Annotated in this window: 15 protein-coding genes; 11 read left to right on the top strand and 4 right to left on the bottom strand. The window is 40.5% G+C overall.

The annotated features are described in order from the left end of the window. The 3 genes from ACFSX4_RS05815 to ACFSX4_RS05805 are packed head-to-tail and all read left to right on the top strand — an operon-like array spanning position 1 to position 1,703. Positions 1-648, top strand: a complete 648-nt coding sequence (locus ACFSX4_RS05815) for an SDR family oxidoreductase (RefSeq protein WP_377772474.1) — start codon at positions 1-3, stop codon at positions 646-648. 14 nt (positions 649-662) lie between these two features. Beyond that, a complete protein-coding gene (locus tag ACFSX4_RS05810; RefSeq protein WP_377772472.1) occupies positions 663-1,415 on the top strand; it encodes an SDR family NAD(P)-dependent oxidoreductase in 753 nt (250 codons plus the stop codon). Positions 1,416-1,427: 12 nt separating this feature from the next. Then, complete coding sequence (locus ACFSX4_RS05805; RefSeq protein ID WP_377772470.1) at positions 1,428-1,703, top strand: hypothetical protein; 276 nt, start codon at positions 1,428-1,430, stop codon at positions 1,701-1,703. A gap of 262 nt (positions 1,704-1,965) precedes the next feature. Here ACFSX4_RS05805 and ACFSX4_RS05800 read toward each other — a convergent pair whose 3' ends face one another. After that, entirely contained in the window at positions 1,966-2,388 is a 423-nt protein-coding gene (locus ACFSX4_RS05800; RefSeq protein ID WP_377772468.1) for a universal stress protein, read from the bottom strand. A 192-nt stretch (positions 2,389-2,580) separates the two neighbouring features. Beyond that, positions 2,581-3,531, bottom strand: a complete 951-nt coding sequence (locus tag ACFSX4_RS05795; protein ID WP_377772466.1) for a LacI family DNA-binding transcriptional regulator — start codon at positions 3,529-3,531, stop codon at positions 2,581-2,583. Between the two features lie 130 nt (positions 3,532-3,661). Here ACFSX4_RS05795 and ACFSX4_RS05790 point away from each other — a divergent pair, with 130 nt between their 5' ends. From ACFSX4_RS05790 to uxaC, 4 genes are read left to right on the top strand one after another with little or no spacing between them, the layout of a single operon-like run. Beyond that, the gene (locus ACFSX4_RS05790; RefSeq protein ID WP_377772464.1) at positions 3,662-4,660 is read left to right on the top strand and encodes a TRAP transporter substrate-binding protein; all 999 of its coding nucleotides are present in this window, start codon (positions 3,662-3,664) and stop codon (positions 4,658-4,660) included. After that, on the top strand, positions 4,653-5,144 hold the full coding sequence (locus ACFSX4_RS05785; RefSeq protein ID WP_377772462.1) for a TRAP transporter small permease: 492 nt from the start codon (positions 4,653-4,655) through the stop codon (positions 5,142-5,144). Before ACFSX4_RS05790 ends, ACFSX4_RS05785 begins: the two co-directional genes overlap by 8 nt. Continuing rightward, positions 5,141-6,436, top strand: a complete 1,296-nt coding sequence (locus ACFSX4_RS05780; RefSeq protein ID WP_377772460.1) for a TRAP transporter large permease — start codon at positions 5,141-5,143, stop codon at positions 6,434-6,436. The genes ACFSX4_RS05785 and ACFSX4_RS05780 overlap by 4 nt, the downstream gene beginning before the upstream one ends. An 18-nt stretch (positions 6,437-6,454) precedes the next feature. After that, the gene (uxaC, locus tag ACFSX4_RS05775; protein WP_377772458.1) at positions 6,455-7,858 is read left to right on the top strand and encodes a glucuronate isomerase; all 1,404 of its coding nucleotides are present in this window, start codon (positions 6,455-6,457) and stop codon (positions 7,856-7,858) included. Positions 7,859-8,042: 184 nt separating this feature from the next. On the opposite strand, the gene ACFSX4_RS05770 is transcribed toward uxaC, so the two are convergent. Next, positions 8,043-10,139 carry a TIM-barrel domain-containing protein gene (locus tag ACFSX4_RS05770; protein WP_377772456.1) on the bottom strand — a complete coding sequence of 699 codons (2,097 nt, stop codon included), beginning with the start codon at positions 10,137-10,139 and terminating at the stop codon, positions 8,043-8,045. Between the two features lie 149 nt (positions 10,140-10,288). Here ACFSX4_RS05770 and ACFSX4_RS05765 point away from each other — a divergent pair, with 149 nt between their 5' ends. Then, a complete protein-coding gene (locus ACFSX4_RS05765) occupies positions 10,289-11,059 on the top strand; it encodes a ChbG/HpnK family deacetylase (protein ID WP_377772454.1) in 771 nt (256 codons plus the stop codon). A 90-nt stretch (positions 11,060-11,149) separates the two neighbouring features. On the opposite strand, the gene ACFSX4_RS05760 is transcribed toward ACFSX4_RS05765, so the two are convergent. Further along, positions 11,150-12,700 (bottom strand): BCCT family transporter, encoded by a 1,551-nt coding sequence (locus tag ACFSX4_RS05760; RefSeq protein ID WP_377772452.1) that lies wholly within the window; start codon positions 12,698-12,700, stop codon positions 11,150-11,152. Positions 12,701-13,208: 508 nt separating this feature from the next. Here ACFSX4_RS05760 and ACFSX4_RS05755 point away from each other — a divergent pair. The 3 genes from ACFSX4_RS05755 to ACFSX4_RS05745 all read left to right on the top strand — a co-directional run bounded on the left by ACFSX4_RS05755 (position 13,209) and on the right by ACFSX4_RS05745 (position 16,813). Continuing rightward, positions 13,209-13,874 (top strand): hypothetical protein, encoded by a 666-nt coding sequence (locus ACFSX4_RS05755; protein WP_377772450.1) that lies wholly within the window; start codon positions 13,209-13,211, stop codon positions 13,872-13,874. Positions 13,875-14,084: 210 nt separating this feature from the next. Continuing rightward, a complete protein-coding gene (locus ACFSX4_RS05750; RefSeq protein ID WP_377772448.1) occupies positions 14,085-15,926 on the top strand; it encodes a BglG family transcription antiterminator in 1,842 nt (613 codons plus the stop codon). A 17-nt stretch (positions 15,927-15,943) separates the two neighbouring features. Continuing rightward, the gene (locus tag ACFSX4_RS05745; RefSeq protein ID WP_377772446.1) at positions 15,944-16,813 is read left to right on the top strand and encodes a ketose-bisphosphate aldolase; all 870 of its coding nucleotides are present in this window, start codon (positions 15,944-15,946) and stop codon (positions 16,811-16,813) included. Positions 16,814-16,826: the final 13 nt, after the last annotated feature.

The following is a 16,826-nucleotide window of genomic DNA, read 5'->3' as shown; positions in this document are numbered from 1 at the left end:
ATGCGTATTTTATTATTTGATATGACGCACCCGGTGTCTGATTTAACGGCGGAAGAATCTGAATTTGTATATGCTGTGAAACTGTCTGGTAAAACAGGCGGTCAGGCTGCTTTATATCAGTATATAAAAGGTGAATCACCAAAAGTACTGACGACATTCGAGATAAATGATGCGGGGGAAAGTCTCACGTCTTGGCTGCAGGAAAATCAATTCGAATTCGATGTGGTGATTAATAATCTGGAGCAGATAAATGGCACAAAGCTGAGTGAAACATCTGTAGAGGAATGGAACGAATCTTTGTATATTAACCTGCATGTGCCGTTTATGTTAATGCAGGCAGTGACGCCCTTTATTAAAGACGGCGGTCAGTTCATCCATTTATCTTCGACAGCGGCAGTCAGCGGGGAGAATGCTGACGTGAGTTATGCTGCACAGAAGAGTGCACTTGAATCGTTAAGTAAAAGTTTATCGAGGCAACTTTTAAGCCGTAATATCCGTTCCAACGTGATTAGTGTGTCACAGAAGTATTTTCATGAAGCAGCGGATATTAAACAGGTGAGCGGGCTGATTATTCAAATGTGCAGCGTGCCGGTATCGTTTTTAAACGGTCAGGTGATTACACTGGATAACGGCGAAACGTTGTCATAGTTAGGAGAGAAGTGATGACTCAAATAAAGAATATTTTAATTATCGGCGGTGCGGCAGGTATAGGTCAGGCGGTTGTTTTAGATCGTTTGAAAAAGGGCGACAGGGTTGTGTTTACAGATATTAATAAAGAGTCAGGAAACAAGTTGCAGGATCTCTGGCGGAGTGAAGGATATGAGGTATCTTTTATTGAACAGAATGTCACTTCATGGAACGACGCAGAGAAAGTCGTGGATGAAACGTTCAAGTTGTACGGCAGTATTGATGTATTGATTATCTCAGCGGGAATCACTTCCCAGAAACGATTTGAAGAAATCACAGAAAAAGACTGGCGTTTTACGCTGGATGTGAATCTGACAGGACTGTTTTACTCTCTGAAAGCAGCGGTGCCTAAAATGGCAGCACAAGGCGGCGGGAGTATCGTGATTGTCGGTTCGGGATCTGCTGTGACGGGGTCTGGCGGCGGTATGCATTATGCGGCTTCAAAAGGCGGCGCATTCGGTTTAATGCGGGCAGTCGCAGATGAATACAGTCATCAGGGCATTCATATTAATCTTGTAGCGCCCCGAGTGATTGAAACCGAGATGCTTGATGTATTGTATCCCACTGAAGAAGAGAAAAATCAGCTCAGGAATAAAATTCCCGTCAACCGTTTCGGTACACTCACTGATACGACAGATGTTATCAATTTTCTGGCGAGTGAAGAAGCGGGCTATATTCAGGCTCAGGTTGTACTGATGGACGGCGGCAGAACATATTTAACAGGATGAGGAGAGATTATATTGGCTAAAGTATTAGTGGCGACAGGTACGTCACAAAACAAGATGAACAAAGTAGTAGATTTATTGAAAAAAGGACTCGATGAAAGAAACGTCAGTGCAGATATCGTAGCGGAAAACATTTATGAAGCGGATGTTTCAGCTATTAACCCGGACGTTGTTGTCCTTGTTGGTGTAAATAAGGTGAACGCAGATATTCCGACAGTTGACGGTGTTCCGTTTATGACCGGAATCGGTATTGACGGCGTCATTGATGAAGTAGTGTCCCACATTTCCTGAGGGCAGGGGAATACGGCAGCTTGATGCTGTTACTTTTATGTATATGTTAATGGTTTATAAATTAAAATAAGTCATGACGAAACGAACGTGTTTTGTCATGACTTTAGTATGTTAAGGAGACGGTTGTATGGACTGCTTTCACAGGTTTTTTATCAAATATCCTCATGGCAGTTTCAAAATTGAAACATATGAAGATTTGTAAAGAGAAGTGACAAAAATAACCCCTCACTGAATAAAATTTCAGACGAGGGGTTGGTTTTTACTATTTAATAATCAGGACAGGTGTATTCACACGTTTTGCAATTTTGTGTGTGACATGTCCGAGGACATGCTTGATGTCACGTTTTGAGCGTTTGTTACTCATGACGACAATATCATAATCATTTTCCCGTATTTCTTTTAAAAGCTCGTGCGTAATATTCCCGGATTTGAACTTCGTGGAATAATTAATTCCGATTTCTTCAAGTTTTTCTTTAAACGGTATGAGGTCGTTTTCTTTTTCTGCGACTGCATCTTCCAGGTGTTTTCCCTGGTAACGTACGTAGTTGGATAATTCGCCTTCGGTGATGATGTTAAACACAACAACTTCTGCATCTTTTTGATTGTCGGTCAGTTTCTGAAGCTGTTCAGGTACCTTCTCAAAAGAGTTGCCAAAGTCATATGGTAATAAAATTCTTTTATACATATTCATTCACCTTCCCGTTATTTTATTCTTATATTAACCGTATCAGGTTTTTATAGTCATTTGCAATAATTTTCTCACAAATTAAGAAATATTTATGATTAAAGGGCTTTAGGTGTTTTGTAGATCTTAATTTTTAACAAGAAACGCTCCTTAATCCTTTAATATCTGCCATACTTTAATGCGGCAGTGTAATTATTGGTGATAAGTCAACTCGGGATAGAGATTAATGACTTTGGAGGAAGCTGTATTACCGGACTGTATATTTTCATGCAGGTGCATGACGAGGTGCTCGGCAATGGTTTCTGCAGGAACACCGACGGTATATAATGGAATATCAATGGCATCGAATTGTTTAATATTATCAAATGATACAATGGATTTAGGTTCTTTTTTGTCGAGATGGTGGAGAAATCCCATGGTAATATCATAGCTTCCACAGATGACCGCATCATTTATTTTTTCGTTTTTTAGAAATTTGGTGAGTGCTTCTCTTGTACTTGCTTCACTCAGACCTTCAGAATCAATCAAACGGTATTTGATATTCTTCTCTTTGCAGTATTCTTTAAAAGTATCCCGTTTAACAGTCTGACGGATGTCATCAGTGTCGAGTTCCCCGACATAATCAATTGAATGGTGTCCATCTTTAATCAATTGATCGACTGCTTTTTTAATCGCAGTATCATGGTTGACATTAACAATCGGGTAGTGAAGTTCTTTAGATACACCGTAGGCAATCACAGGAACATTTTTTGTGATTTTATTTGAGAGTCTGGTTTCAGGTCCTTCATCAAATACAATTACACCATCGAAACGGAGTTCGAGGAACTTACCTGCAGCCACTTCCGGTTTATCAATCGACACAACCATGAAATAGCCGTGTTTCTGGAGTGCGGCATTAACTTGTGTTGCAAGTGTTGTGACAGCAATCCGGTCGACAGCGGGCCATATTAAGCCGATGGTGCCGCTTTTGTTGGATACGAGTGATCTTGCGGAATTATTCGGGATATAATTCATTTCTTCTGCTTTTTGTTTAATGATTGATTTAGTCTGCTGGGTCACGAGCGGTGAGTCTTTTAAGGCTTTACTCACAGTAGAGTAGCTGACTCCGCATGCGCGTGCAATATCTTTTAGAGTGACCGGCATGATGAACGCCTCCCGAAAATTTTTATTGACTTATGGATGATATAATTATAGCATAGGAAATAGTTATATTATATTTTTTGCTTAAAAATAACAACGTTGTTATTTTGGGTGATAAGAAGGTGAATAAAGGATGCGTATTTTTTTATTATCAATTGTAAGCGCTTTATTTTTGGTGGCGGGATGCAGTAATGCGGACGGTGCAGAAAGTTCAAAAGAACTGGTTCTCGCACACAACCAGCCTCAGGAACATCCGATTCATGAATCACTTGTTGATTTCGGTCGTCTCCTTGAAGAAAAGTCGAACGGGGAATTAAAATTACGGATTTATTCAAACGGACAGCTCGGCAGTGAGCGGGAAGTAATTGAAATGACCCAGACGAATGCAGTGCAGTTTACGAAAGTATCAGCAAGTGCACTTGAAAGTTTTTCAGAAGCATACTCATTATTCAGTATGCCGTACTTATTCGATTCACAGGAACAGTACAGAGATATTATGAAAATGCCTGAAATACAGACCGCATTTTATAATAAAACTGCAGACAACGGGTTTATCGGTATTACATATTATGACGCCGGCGTCAGAAATATGTACACTAAGGAACGGATTCTTGAAACGAATGAAGATATGAAGGGGCTTAGAACACGCGTTCAGCCGAGCCAGACCAGTGTACAGATGATTGAGGCACTCGGCGGCACACCGACACCGATGGGGTTTGGAGAAGTGTATACAGCACTTCAGTCCGGGATGCTTGATGCAGCAGAGAATAACGAATCTGCATTAACGGATAATGCACACGGTGAAGTCGCAAAACATTATTTCTATACGGAACATGCGATGGTGCCGGATATTTTAATTATGAATAAGGAAGCATTTGATGAATTAACAGAAGAAGAACAGCAATGGGTGCAGGAAGCGGCAGATGAATCCACTGCGCTGCATGAACCAAGATGGGATGAGCGTATGGTTGAAGCCCGTGAAACTGCTGAATCTGAAATGGGTGTAACATTTTATGACATAGATAAAAGTACATTCATGGAAGCAGTACAGCCGCTTCAGGAGCGGTTTGCTGACAATGAAGCAACACAGGAACAGTATGACTTAATTATGAGGGGGAAACAGGATGAGTAAAGTGAAAAATTATGTTGATATCATCCTTCTGTCATTATCCGGCGTATTGATTGCAGTAATGTCCGTCTTATCGATATGGCAGGTCTCTGCAAGATTTATATTCAATACGCCGAGTACCTTTACTGAAGAAGTGATTCGTATGCTGCTCATCTGGTTTGCATTGATGAGTGCTGCATATGTATTCGGTCAGCAGAAACATATCGCAATTGTGTTTATACGTGAGAGATTTTCAATTAAAGGACAGCTCGCACTGGTTCAGATGTCGAACATTTTACTGCTTGTGGTGGCGGTCGTCCTGATGATATGGGGCGGTTACCATGTAGTGAATTTAACGATGACTCAAAGTGCACCGTCAACAGACATACCGATGGCAGTAATGTATTCAGCACTGCCGGTGTCCGGATTATTTATTATTTTTTATACAATATATAATATACGGACAAAGCATATTCCAACAGCAGATGAGGGGAGTGAGCAGGTATGACAATCACAGCAGGATTAGTACTATTTATCACATTCGCACTGCTTTTAATACTAGGTGTGCCGATTGCGATTTCAATTATTGTCAGCTCAATTGCCACGCTATTGATTATTCTGCCGTTTGATGTAACAATTCTAACCGCTGCACAGCGGATGGTGACGGGTATTGATAACTTCACAATGCTTGCGATTCCTTTATTTGTTCTCGCAGGAATTTTAATGAACAACGGGGGCATTGCATTCCGGCTGGTTAACTTTGCGAAAGTGCTGGTCGGTCGTGCGCCGGGATCACTCGCACACACAAACATTGTCGGCAATATGCTGTTCGGTTCAATCTCAGGGTCAAGTGTCGCAGCGGCTGCCGCGATGGGCCGGATTATGGGACCGCTTCAAAAGCAGCAGGGATATAAGAGAGAATACTCTGCAGCAGCAAATATTGCTTCTGCACCTGCCGGCCTGCTTATTCCGCCGAGTTCCATGCTGATTGTATACTCACTGGTCAGCGGCGGGACGTCAATCGCAGCACTATTTGTTGCCGGTTATATTCCGGGGATTTTGTGGGGATTAACGGGCATGGTTGTTGCATATATACTTGCAAAGAAAAACAATTATCCGGTTTCAAAACAAGTACAGTGGCCGGACCGTTTATACTTAATATTAGATGCAATTCCAAGTTTACTGTTAATCGTTATTGTTATCGGCGGAATTGTCGGCGGGATTTTCACCGCAACAGAAGGTGCCGCAGTCGCAGTATTATATTCATTTATACTGTCATTGATTTACAAAAGTTTTAAAGTGGCGGATATTCCGAAAATCGTGAAGGAAACTGTAGAAATCACAGGTATGATTTTGCTGCTGATTACAGCATCTGCGCTCTTTTCACTGGTGATGAGCTTTACAGGACTTCCTGAAGCAATGTCTGCCGGCTTATTATCTGTTACAGATAATCCGATTCTGCTGCTGTTAATCATGAATCTGATTTTATTGATTATCGGTACATTTTTAGATATCACACCTGCAGTATTGATTTTCACACCAATCTTCCTGCCGGTCGCAACATCCATCGGTGTGGACCCGGTACATTTTGGTATTATTATTGCCTTTAACCTGTGTATCGGTAACATTACACCACCGGTAGGCAGCGCATTATTTGTCGGGGCAAGTGTCGCAAATATCAAGATTGAAAAAGTGATAAAAACACTCATTCCATATTTTATTGCTTTGATAATTATGCTTCTTGCTATTACATTTATCCCGCAGTTGTCGTTGTTCTTACCGAACCTGCTTGGACTATAACGTATAAGGAGAGTTAATATGCCTTTGATTCACGAAGATTTTTTATTGACTACAGAGAAGGCGAAAACATTATACCGTCATGTAAAGGACTTGCCGGTATATGATTTTCACTGCCATCTGAGCCCGAAAGAAATATATGAAGATATGAATTTCCCGAACATTACAGATTTATGGCTGCGTCATGACCACTACAAATGGCGGCTGATGCGTGCGTACGGTATTGAAGAATCAATGATTACAGGTGACGGCTGTGATTATGAAAAATTTGAGGCATTCACTAAAGTGATTCCGAAAAGTATGACTAACCCGATGTATCACTGGTGTTATCTTGAACTTGCACGCTATTTTAATCATTTTGAAGGTGTTCAGCACACATCACCTGAAGTACTTTATAACTATTTGAATAAAGTACTCGAGTCTGAAGAAATGACACCGAGAAATATTCTTAAGAAAAGCCGGGTAAAGGTGGTATGTACAACTGATGATCCGTGTGATGATTTGTATTATCATAAGGAACTCCGGAAAGATCCGTCATTTGATATTGCGGTCCGGCCGACATTCCGTCCGGATGCGTATATTACACTGAATGAGATGGAGATTGAAGGTACTGTCGGCAGATTGGAAGAGGCGGCAGGTAAAACAATCGATACGTTAGAAGATTATATTGAGGCACTGTTGTTAAGAGCTGCGTACTTTAATGATAACGGTGCAAGAAGTGCCGATCACAGTTTCGGTGAAGTATTTCATATCAGCCTGAATGACAGTGAAGCAGCTGAGTGTTTCAGCAGGCTCCGAGCAGGCGGTACACCTGACCGGCATACACTTCAGGGTCTGACAGGTTATTTATTTACAGCACTTCAAAAACGTTATGTGGAATACGGCTGGGTGACACAGCTTCACCTCGGTCCGCTGCGAAATAATAACACTGGGAAATTCAACAGTATTGGCCGTGATGCGGGTTTTGACAGCCTGGGTAATCTTTTAGACGCAGATAAACTGAATGAATTACTGGATGCACTCGATAAGAATGATGCACTTGGCGACACAATTATTTATCCGCACAATGCGAATGACCATCAGATGGTATTGTCCGCTGCAGGAAACTTTACATCCAGTGAACGGAAAGTACAAATTGGTGCCGCATGGTGGTACAACGACACGAAAACCGGTATGATTGAACATCTCATTGATTATGGCAATATGAGTCTTCTGCCTGAATTCATCGGTATGGTGACAGACTCGAGAAGTCTGTTGTCCTACTCGCGCCATGAATACTTCAGAAGAATATTATGTGAGTACCTCGGCGGCTGTGTGGAGCGCGGGGAAATCGAAGATGATGATGTACTGCTGAAAGAAGTGCTTGAAGATATTTGTTTTAATAATGCAGAGAAGTTATTTAAAATCATCCATCAAGAAAAATGATACTAGAAAGCATATATGGCCGGGTCCGTTTCAGGGTCATATATGCTTTTATTAATGGGCGGAAAATGTTGAGAAATTGAGCCGGGTCATTCAGATTTTTGAGTGAGTGGTAACATAATATTGGGAGTCCGGCATAAAAAAAGCAGATATTCAATTACGAATACCTGCTGCTTTTAGTTAACCTTTAAAATTCATGATTCTCAACTTCAATCAGTGCGTCATTATACATTGGAATGACGTTTCCTTTTTTAACAAAGACCGGGATGTCTGACAGGCTGACATCAATTTTGATGGTCGTATTGCCTGAATAATGTTCACCGGTGAAGAAGTCCACCCAGCCGTCTTCACAATCCGGCAGGTAAATTTCTTTTGACTGCTGTCCCTGTTCGACAACAGGTGAAACGAGCATTGAGCCGAGCATGAATGCATCACTGTCATCAAAAGCGTTGGTATCATTTTCGAAGTCATAAAATACCGGACGTATAATCGGCTCATAATGACTGTGCGAGCGTTCAACCAGTGACTGGATATAAGGCGCGAGACGGTCGTGCAGATGCATCGCATATTTCACACTTTCAAGGACATCTTCATGCATCCACGGTTCATTAACCGATCCGTCATTATTCCAGGAATGGATGGAGAAGCGGGGATAGAAGATACCACACTGTATCCATCGTAAAAAGAGTTCGGAATCGGGTTTTGGTCCAGAGAAACCGCCGAGATCATGACCGAAATTATAAATACCGGACAGGCTCAGTCCCTGCGCCATTTTATTATTGAATTTCAATGTTTTCCAGCTTGTATAGTTATCACCGGTCCAGGTCTGAACATATTTACTCATCCCCGCACAGCCTGAGCGGCTGATGATATAAGGATCTTCGGTGCCATTATGTGCGAGCTGGGCCTCTCGTGAAGCTTTCATCATTAATAAAGGCATTACGGCGCGGTAATCCTGGAAATTCCCGCCTTCACCGAAACCGTGGACCTGTGCTTTTTGGTCCCAGATTTCAAACTCATTATTATCGTTCCACGTACAGTGGATATGGTTGTCGAGAAGTTGTGTTTTAATTTTCTTCTGCCACCAGTTGATGGTTCTTGGATTGGTGAAATCCAGATAATAGCCTTCGTCATCCCAAAACTGTACGAGAAGCGGTTTTCCATGTTCATCTTTTATAAAACCGTCAAACGCTGTCACTTCATGAAGAAGCGGATGGTTCACCATTAATGACGGTTTGATATTTGCTACAATTTCCACACCTTTTTCGGTGAATTCTCTACCGAATGCTTCAGGATCCGGGAACTTATCGTAGTTCCAGTTATAGACATAACGCTTGCCGTCAATCGAAGTATAGCCTGAGGACAGGTGGAATGAACGGACGTTGATATTATGCTGGTGACACTGATCCAAATAGTCACTCAAACGCTCATGGGAGTTCGGCATATCGGTATACTGCATCGTAGAGCCTGAATACATAGATGCCCATTCCGGCATTTTAGCAGGTCTTCCTGTTAACCAGCTGAAACGCTCAGTGACCTCTTTAATACGCGGCCCGGCAATCACATAATAATCAAGGAACGTACTGTTCGTTTCAAAATAACGGTAGTGACCGTGATAATTGTCAAGCTCCTGACCGAAGTCAAACACCGAGTTTTGGTAGTCATCGTAATAAATACCGATGGACTGTTTCAGTGCCGGCATATACGTAATATAAAACGGAATATGCTTATACAGCGGATCTGTAGTTTCTGCATTGTAGCCCATCGCGTCAATATTATTCATGCGGAGCCTTCTGCCGTGACGATCCGGCCCGCCTGACTTCTCGCCGAGACCGAAATATTTATCATCAATATTCCGCATCAGGTAATGGCACGTCGGCTGATTATCACCAAGGTGATGCTGGTAGCTCTGGGTATGACGGTCCCGCATCACCTGCTCGAATTGACCGTCTGAATTTTTCTGATACCACGTTAAATAAAAACCATTTTTTTGAATTAAAAGCTTCAGGGCAGAAGTAGTAATCGTTATTTCATGGTCTGTTTCAACACATTCATAAGCAGGCAGAGAGAACGCTTCCAAATGATTCCGTGACAATCCTTCAAACGGCAGTTCTGTATCTCCCGGTGTAATCGTCCACGTCGGAAGCTCAATTGTTTTATTTTTATTGACTCTGACATTAATCACGGATGCTTCCAGCACACGGATTTCTGCATAGACTGACAGTACATCATCATAAAGTACAAGTGTATTGTCCTGATGAGATAATTTCTTAAAAGTACTCATTTTTCTCCTCCGATAACAACGTTGTTATTTTTGATATACGTTCATTATATATGAAAATAAAGTGGAATAGCAATGAATTATGATGGTGGAATCGTCTGTTATTTTAAGACTGCTCATGTAGAATAGAGTAAAGGAAGGGGGGAGAAGTAATGAAACGTATTTTATTCAGGGCGGATGATTTAGGGTATTCTGAAGCGGTGAATTACGGTATTGAAAAATCGGTGAAAGAGGGACTCGTGATGAGTGTCGGCGTAATGGTCAATATGCCGGCAACTCTGCACGGTGTAGAGTTATTAATCGATACACCGGCAGCATTCAGCCTGCATACGAATATTTCTGCCGGAAAGCCGTTGTCAAAGCCTGAAGATATTCCATCACTTACAGGTCATGACGATATGTTTAAATCATCAAAAGAATATAGAAGTTCCGATGATTTTGTTGTGAAAGAAGAAGTGCTGATTGAGATAGAGGCACAGTACCGGAAGTTTATAGAGTTATTTGACAGAAAGCCGGATTACTTTGAAGGACATGCGGTAAACAGCCCGGTATTTTTTGAGGCAATGGAACATTTCGCAGAGGTTCACGGGCTTAAATATTCAGGCATTCCAGAAGGTGAGGGGCCGAATGCACTGTCTGATGATGCATGGATTACTGTCGGTACAACGAAAGTATACTTGACGATGGAAAGTATGAAAGAAGACTATGATCCTTACCGGACCTTAGATAAAATCATGTCAAATATTCATGAAGATGGTGTTGAGATGATGATATGCCACCCGGGTTATTTGGATGATTATATACTGAAGCATTCATCCCTGTTAATCCCGAGGACACAGGAAACCGCAATGCTCACTGACCCGGCAGTTGCGGAAAAGCTCCGTGACTTAGAAATAGAAATTGTGTCATACAGAGAACTGTAAAATTTAGAGATAAAAAAAACACCCGCACGGGTGACATCAAAACAACTGTTTTTGATGTCACTTTGGCCGGTGGTTTTTATTCCACTGAAATTACTTATTTGTTTTTGATTTAGGGATGATGTTCTGTTCCTCAGCGAGTGTTCTGCACACTTTCGGTGCGGTCCAGAAGGTTGTAATCATCAGGAACGCAACAGGAAGTGCGGTCACAACGATAAAGGACTGCAGTGAATCGATGCTGTCTTCACCGATGTTTAACAGAATAATCGCAACAGCACCCATCACGACTGCCCAGAATACACGCATTGCTACGGACGGGTCACCCTGACCTGTGATGGCCATAGAGATGGAGAGTGCCATGGAATCGACTGTTGTCAGAACGAATACCAATGTCGCAATCATAAATAAAAGTCCGAGAATAGTACTCATCGGCAGCTGCTCAGTGGTTGCGATCATGGCTGCCTGAACACCACCGGTTGCGATTTCGTCAGAGATAACACCTGGATTCATCAACTCCTGGAAGATACCTGTGCCGCCTAAAATCGTAAACCAGAACGCTGTGACAATCGGTGCGATAATTGCGACCGCCATTACAAGCTCACGGACAGTACGTCCTCTTGAAACGCGCGCAACCATAATTCCCATCATCGGCGCGTAACCGAGGAACCATGCGAAGAAGAATACGGTCCATGCACCGAGCCAGCCTTCATCGCCTCTGAATGTGCTGGTGGTAATAAAGTCTTTCACGTATACACCGAATGATTCGATGAAATTATCAAAGATAAACATCGCGGGACCGATAATAAGTACCAGGACGACGAGCCCGATGGATAAAATAACATTATACGTACTTAAAAGCTGAATCCCTTTATATACACCAGTCGCCGCAGAAATCGCCGCAATAATCACCACAATAGTGATTATCAGTGCCTGCACCGGAAATGTATCCGGTGTACCGAATAAAGTATTAAAACCGTAGCCTGCCTGGAGTCCGAGGAAACCAATCGGGCCGATAGTACCTGCTGCCACTGCGATGATTGAAAATGCATCAATCAGTGTACCGACAACACTTTTCTCGGAAAACTTATTACCGAGAATCGGATAGAGTAATGATCTCGGTTTAAGCGGAGCACCTCTATGATAATGGGCGTACATAAATACGATAGTGCCGAGTGTACCGAGTATCGTCCACGCAAGGAAGCCCCAGTCAACAAAACTCGTTGCGAGTGCCGGAACCACAGCCTCAAGCGTCCCTGCTTCAACTCCTTCATAGTGGGGAGGTACTTCAAGGAAATGACTGATTGGTTCAGCCGCTGCCCAGAATATTCCGCCTCCGGCAAGGAGTGTACACATAATAACAGAAATCCATCTGAATGTACTCAGTTCGGGTTTATCGGCTTTACCGAGTCGAATTTTACCATATTTTGAGAATCCTAATATTAAGGCAATGATAAAGGTGATAAGTAAAATAACCTGATACATACCGCCGAAATAGGTCGCGGAGAAGTTAAACAGCCAGTTAACAATATTATTTACAAATTCCTGGTTGATAATCCCACCGATAATGAAAACCAGAAGTGTCCCGCCGCTGATAATAAATACGGGCCAGTCAATCTTATCTTTGGTCTTTTTAAATTGATTCAAATAATCCCTTCTTTCATACAAATTTTATTGTTTATTCATTTGCTTCATCGTTAATGGCGATTTAAATAAAAATTATTCTCCATCTAAAAGCAGTATATTTAAAAACAAACCGTTCTCTACACTATAAGAATTTGAATGTGCAGTCAACCTTAAATTTTGAATTGCAGTGTAAAAAGAGAAAATTCAACGGTGGTTATTATCTGATGTTTGTTTGACTAAAAGTCGTCAGTTGAGAGTATTGATAAATCAGTGTTTGAAGTACAGCCCAATTCGGGGGAGGTGAATGGGGGTGTACCGGAATTTCGAATCTGTTCGGAAACATGGACGAGTAAATGGCGGCGTCAGTCATCGAACTGTAGACGGTATTTTTGACACTGTCTTTTGTTGTGAAGTTCAGGAATCATTTTGAACCCAGAATTGATTCGGAGGAATAACGAAAAGACACGGCGGTTGTTTGTTTCGTGTGTTAAAATAGGGACTGTGAACATTTGAGAGAAAAGAGGATTTTATGGAAAGTTATAAACAAGCCAAAGAACAACTTTTAAGCCAGAAAGACTATAGAAGTTTCATATACCGTGCGACACGGCTGCCTGAAATGATGGATAAAGAGCTCGCGTACTTCAAGGAAATTCAGGAGAATTTTAAAGAAGAAGGCTTTAACCATCTTTCTGCAGTGGAGTTATGCCGGACTTTTGTCAGAGTGGATATTTTAAAACTGTCACTGATGCAGAGCACCCACGGCATTTATACAGACGGGAGCCTGCACTACGCTGAAGAACAGGAGACCCTTGAAAAATTTACTCTTGAAAATTCAAAGCTTGATTTCTATCAGCTCCAGCTTCCGGAAGACCTTGAAAAAATCAACGGTGAGGTTCGTGAAAAGGTAATTGAATTCAACAAAGGAATTGAGCCCTTCTTACGCCTGATTGAAGAAAATGTGGGGCAGATCAATGAAACATTAAAGGTCGTTATCACAGAACTGATGAACAGTAATCCCCACATTTTAAGTAAAATTTATGATGAAACGTTTTATGATGTAGTGCTTGATTACAATATCAATAATGCGTTCGAAGCATCATGGAAAAAACAGACGCTGAAAACACCGCTTGTATCATTCTATTCAGTGTTTACACTGTCTTATTATGACGACATGTTTAAAGAACAGTTGATGTAAAGTAAATCTCAATAAAAGAATATGATTTTTAATGCCTCTCTATTTGCAGTGTCAGTCTATGATGAACACTCAGACAGAGAGGCATTTTATTTAATAAATAAGCATTTTGAAACCGCATGCAGATAAAATTTCCTATACAAAGGAAATTTCTATATTATAGCGGAGTGCTGTCTCATGAATTAAATTAGAGACATGGAAAGGGTGAATCAGGTGGCTAAGAAACACAATCAATTGGTTGAATTTCTTGCAGATCAGGGTGATTCGTATACAGCATCATCAAAGATTGCCGAAGTTTTAGGTGTGACGGATCGGACAGTTAGAAACTATATAAAAGAGATTAATGAAAAAGCAAATCAGGTTACTATTGTTTCTTCTGCTGAAGGATACAGGCTTCAGGCAGAATCTTTAAATTTATCTTCCCTTGGGAGTGATGATTTTGAAGAAACATTGCTGGACTTTGAAATCATACAATTTCTTATGGAGCAAAAAGACTATACAACATATGATGAAATTGCAGATAAATTCTTTTATTCACCACAGACCATAAGGAGCAGAATTCAAAAATTAACATCTGACATGGAACAACTTGGTGTAGATGCATCAATCGATACTAAAGTATTTAAAGGAATCAAACTGATTGGAACGGAAATACAGCAGCGTGTACTTCTTGAAAATCTGTTCACCTCTATTTCATTGAAAAAAGAAGTGTATAAAGACTTTGTGATAAAGAATTTCAGCAGCTGGGCTGATGAATCAGTTATCGAGGGAATTTTGAATTTAATAGAGGAAATTAATATCAAATTTGACTTAAACCTTGAATTTCTAATGTATAAAAAAATATCAGTTCAGCTGATTATTATGGTATTCCGTCTCAGTCAGGGGAATGGTGTTTCAATTGATTCCGATGAAGAAGAAGCCTTCCAAAAATTTAAAGAGGCGGAAGTAGCAGCTGAAATTTATCAAGGGCTGCGTCATTTTGTAAACGCTTCAAAAAATGAAAGTGTATTTCTGACGAATTATTTAATGTCTCTGCACTTGGATCTGGAAGAAAATCATTCAGAGAAAAGGGATACTGAAACCATTGATAAAATCGAGCGGATTTTAAAGAGAATAGAGGAAGTGTATAAAGTACCGACACATTCGGAAAAGAAATTTAGAACGAATATCATGAATCACATTTACCGGATTATTTATCCTGTATCTCATAAGCTGCTTATTTATAATCCGTTTGTCAAAGAGACAAAATCCGAATATTTTTTCTCATTCAGTATCGCTTCTAATATCGCTATGGAAATTGAAAGGGATTTTAAAGTTGAAATACAGGATAGCGAGATAGCATACCTTGCTTATCATATTCAAAATATCTTTGAATCACAAACTAAAAAAAGGATAAAAACAATTATTCTTTACAACAGAAATTATGAGAGGGCTAAGCTTCTATCATCAAAAATTGCCACTTATTTTAATGAATTAGAAATTGTGAAAGTTGAAAAATATTCAAAAGAATATATTTTTGATGATGCCTATTTGTACATTGCTATAGATCTGCCTGTAACTTTAGAACATAAAAGAAATATTATCATGGTCCAGAATGGTCTGCAGAAGGGTGAAATTAAGAAAATAAGATTTTTACTTGAATCTCAAAATTCAATTATGGATCATGCAACGATTCACTGGATTGATGAAGACAGTCCATTTGATGCTATAAGTACTTTACTGGCTTTAAATCACAGAGAAGAATTTTTGGAAGCTGTGATGAAACGTGAAGAAATGTCCTATACATCTATTGGTAATCTTGTAGCCCTCCCGCATCCATATTTCGGCATAAAAGAATACAAAGAAGAAGTAATGATTGGTATTAACAAGAAGATGATTGACTGGGGAAGTGAAACGGTTCAACTGATTATCATTTATCTGCCGTCGAATGATGTGGAAAGAAATGAGTATATATTTACGGAATTTTTTCAAAAGACAAAGAACATTAGAAATGTAATGGAACTTGTAAAGATGAGTACAAAAGAAGAATTTATATATTGCTGGAATAAAATTTAATTGAGGAGTGTATTTTAATGTTAATGAATATGAAAGAGTTATTGAAAGTTGCTTATGAAAACCAATTTGCTGTCGGTTCATATAATGTTGCGAACAGTGAATTTGTCAGGGTGGTAATTGAGGCCGCAGAAGAACAGAACGCACCTGCGATTATACAGATTCATCCAAATGAAATTGAGCTGCTCGGTGATGAGTTTTTAGCATATGTTAGAGAGATATGCCACCGTACCCATGTGCCTGTAGTAATTCATCTAGACCATGGCGGCTCGGTAGAAGATGTTATGCGTGCCATTCGTAATGGTTTTACGTCCGTTATGATTGATGCTTCTCATGCTTCTTTTGAAGATAATATCGCAGTTACAAAAGAAGTAGTGAGACTTGCTCATTCTGTTAATGTTTCTGTTGAAGCGGAACTTGGAACGATTGGTTCTAATGAAGGCAGTTCGGAAGGCGGCGCAGATGAAATTCTGTATACAGATCCGGAAGATGCCAGAATATTTGTTGATGCAACAAACGTAGACACACTTGCTGTTGCAATTGGAACATCCCATGGACAGTATAAACACAGCGGTAAGCCTGAACTGAAATTAGATCTGCTCGAGAAAATTCATGAACAGGTTGATATTCCTTTAGTTCTCCACGGGGGCAGCGATAATAAAGACGAAGAAATTTCCCAGACCTACCTCCACGGTGTCTCTAAGATTAATCTGTCTACAGATATGAAAAATGCTTTTTTCAAAGAGATGAGAACATTTTTATCAGAAAATACAGGAGCTTATGAACCAGATGTTATTATGCCGAGTGCCAGAAATGCTGCCAAAGAGGTAGTCAAAAAGAAGATGGATTTATTTAATTCTACAGGAAATGCAAGTCATTATATTAAATGATGATTGGAGGGTA

This window comes from Corticicoccus populi (assembly GCF_042686195.1).
Taxonomy (GTDB): Bacteria; Bacillota; Bacilli; order Staphylococcales; family Salinicoccaceae; genus Corticicoccus; species Corticicoccus populi.
The sequence above is the reverse complement of the archived record's forward strand: the minus strand, read 5'-3'. Positions and strand labels throughout refer to the sequence as shown.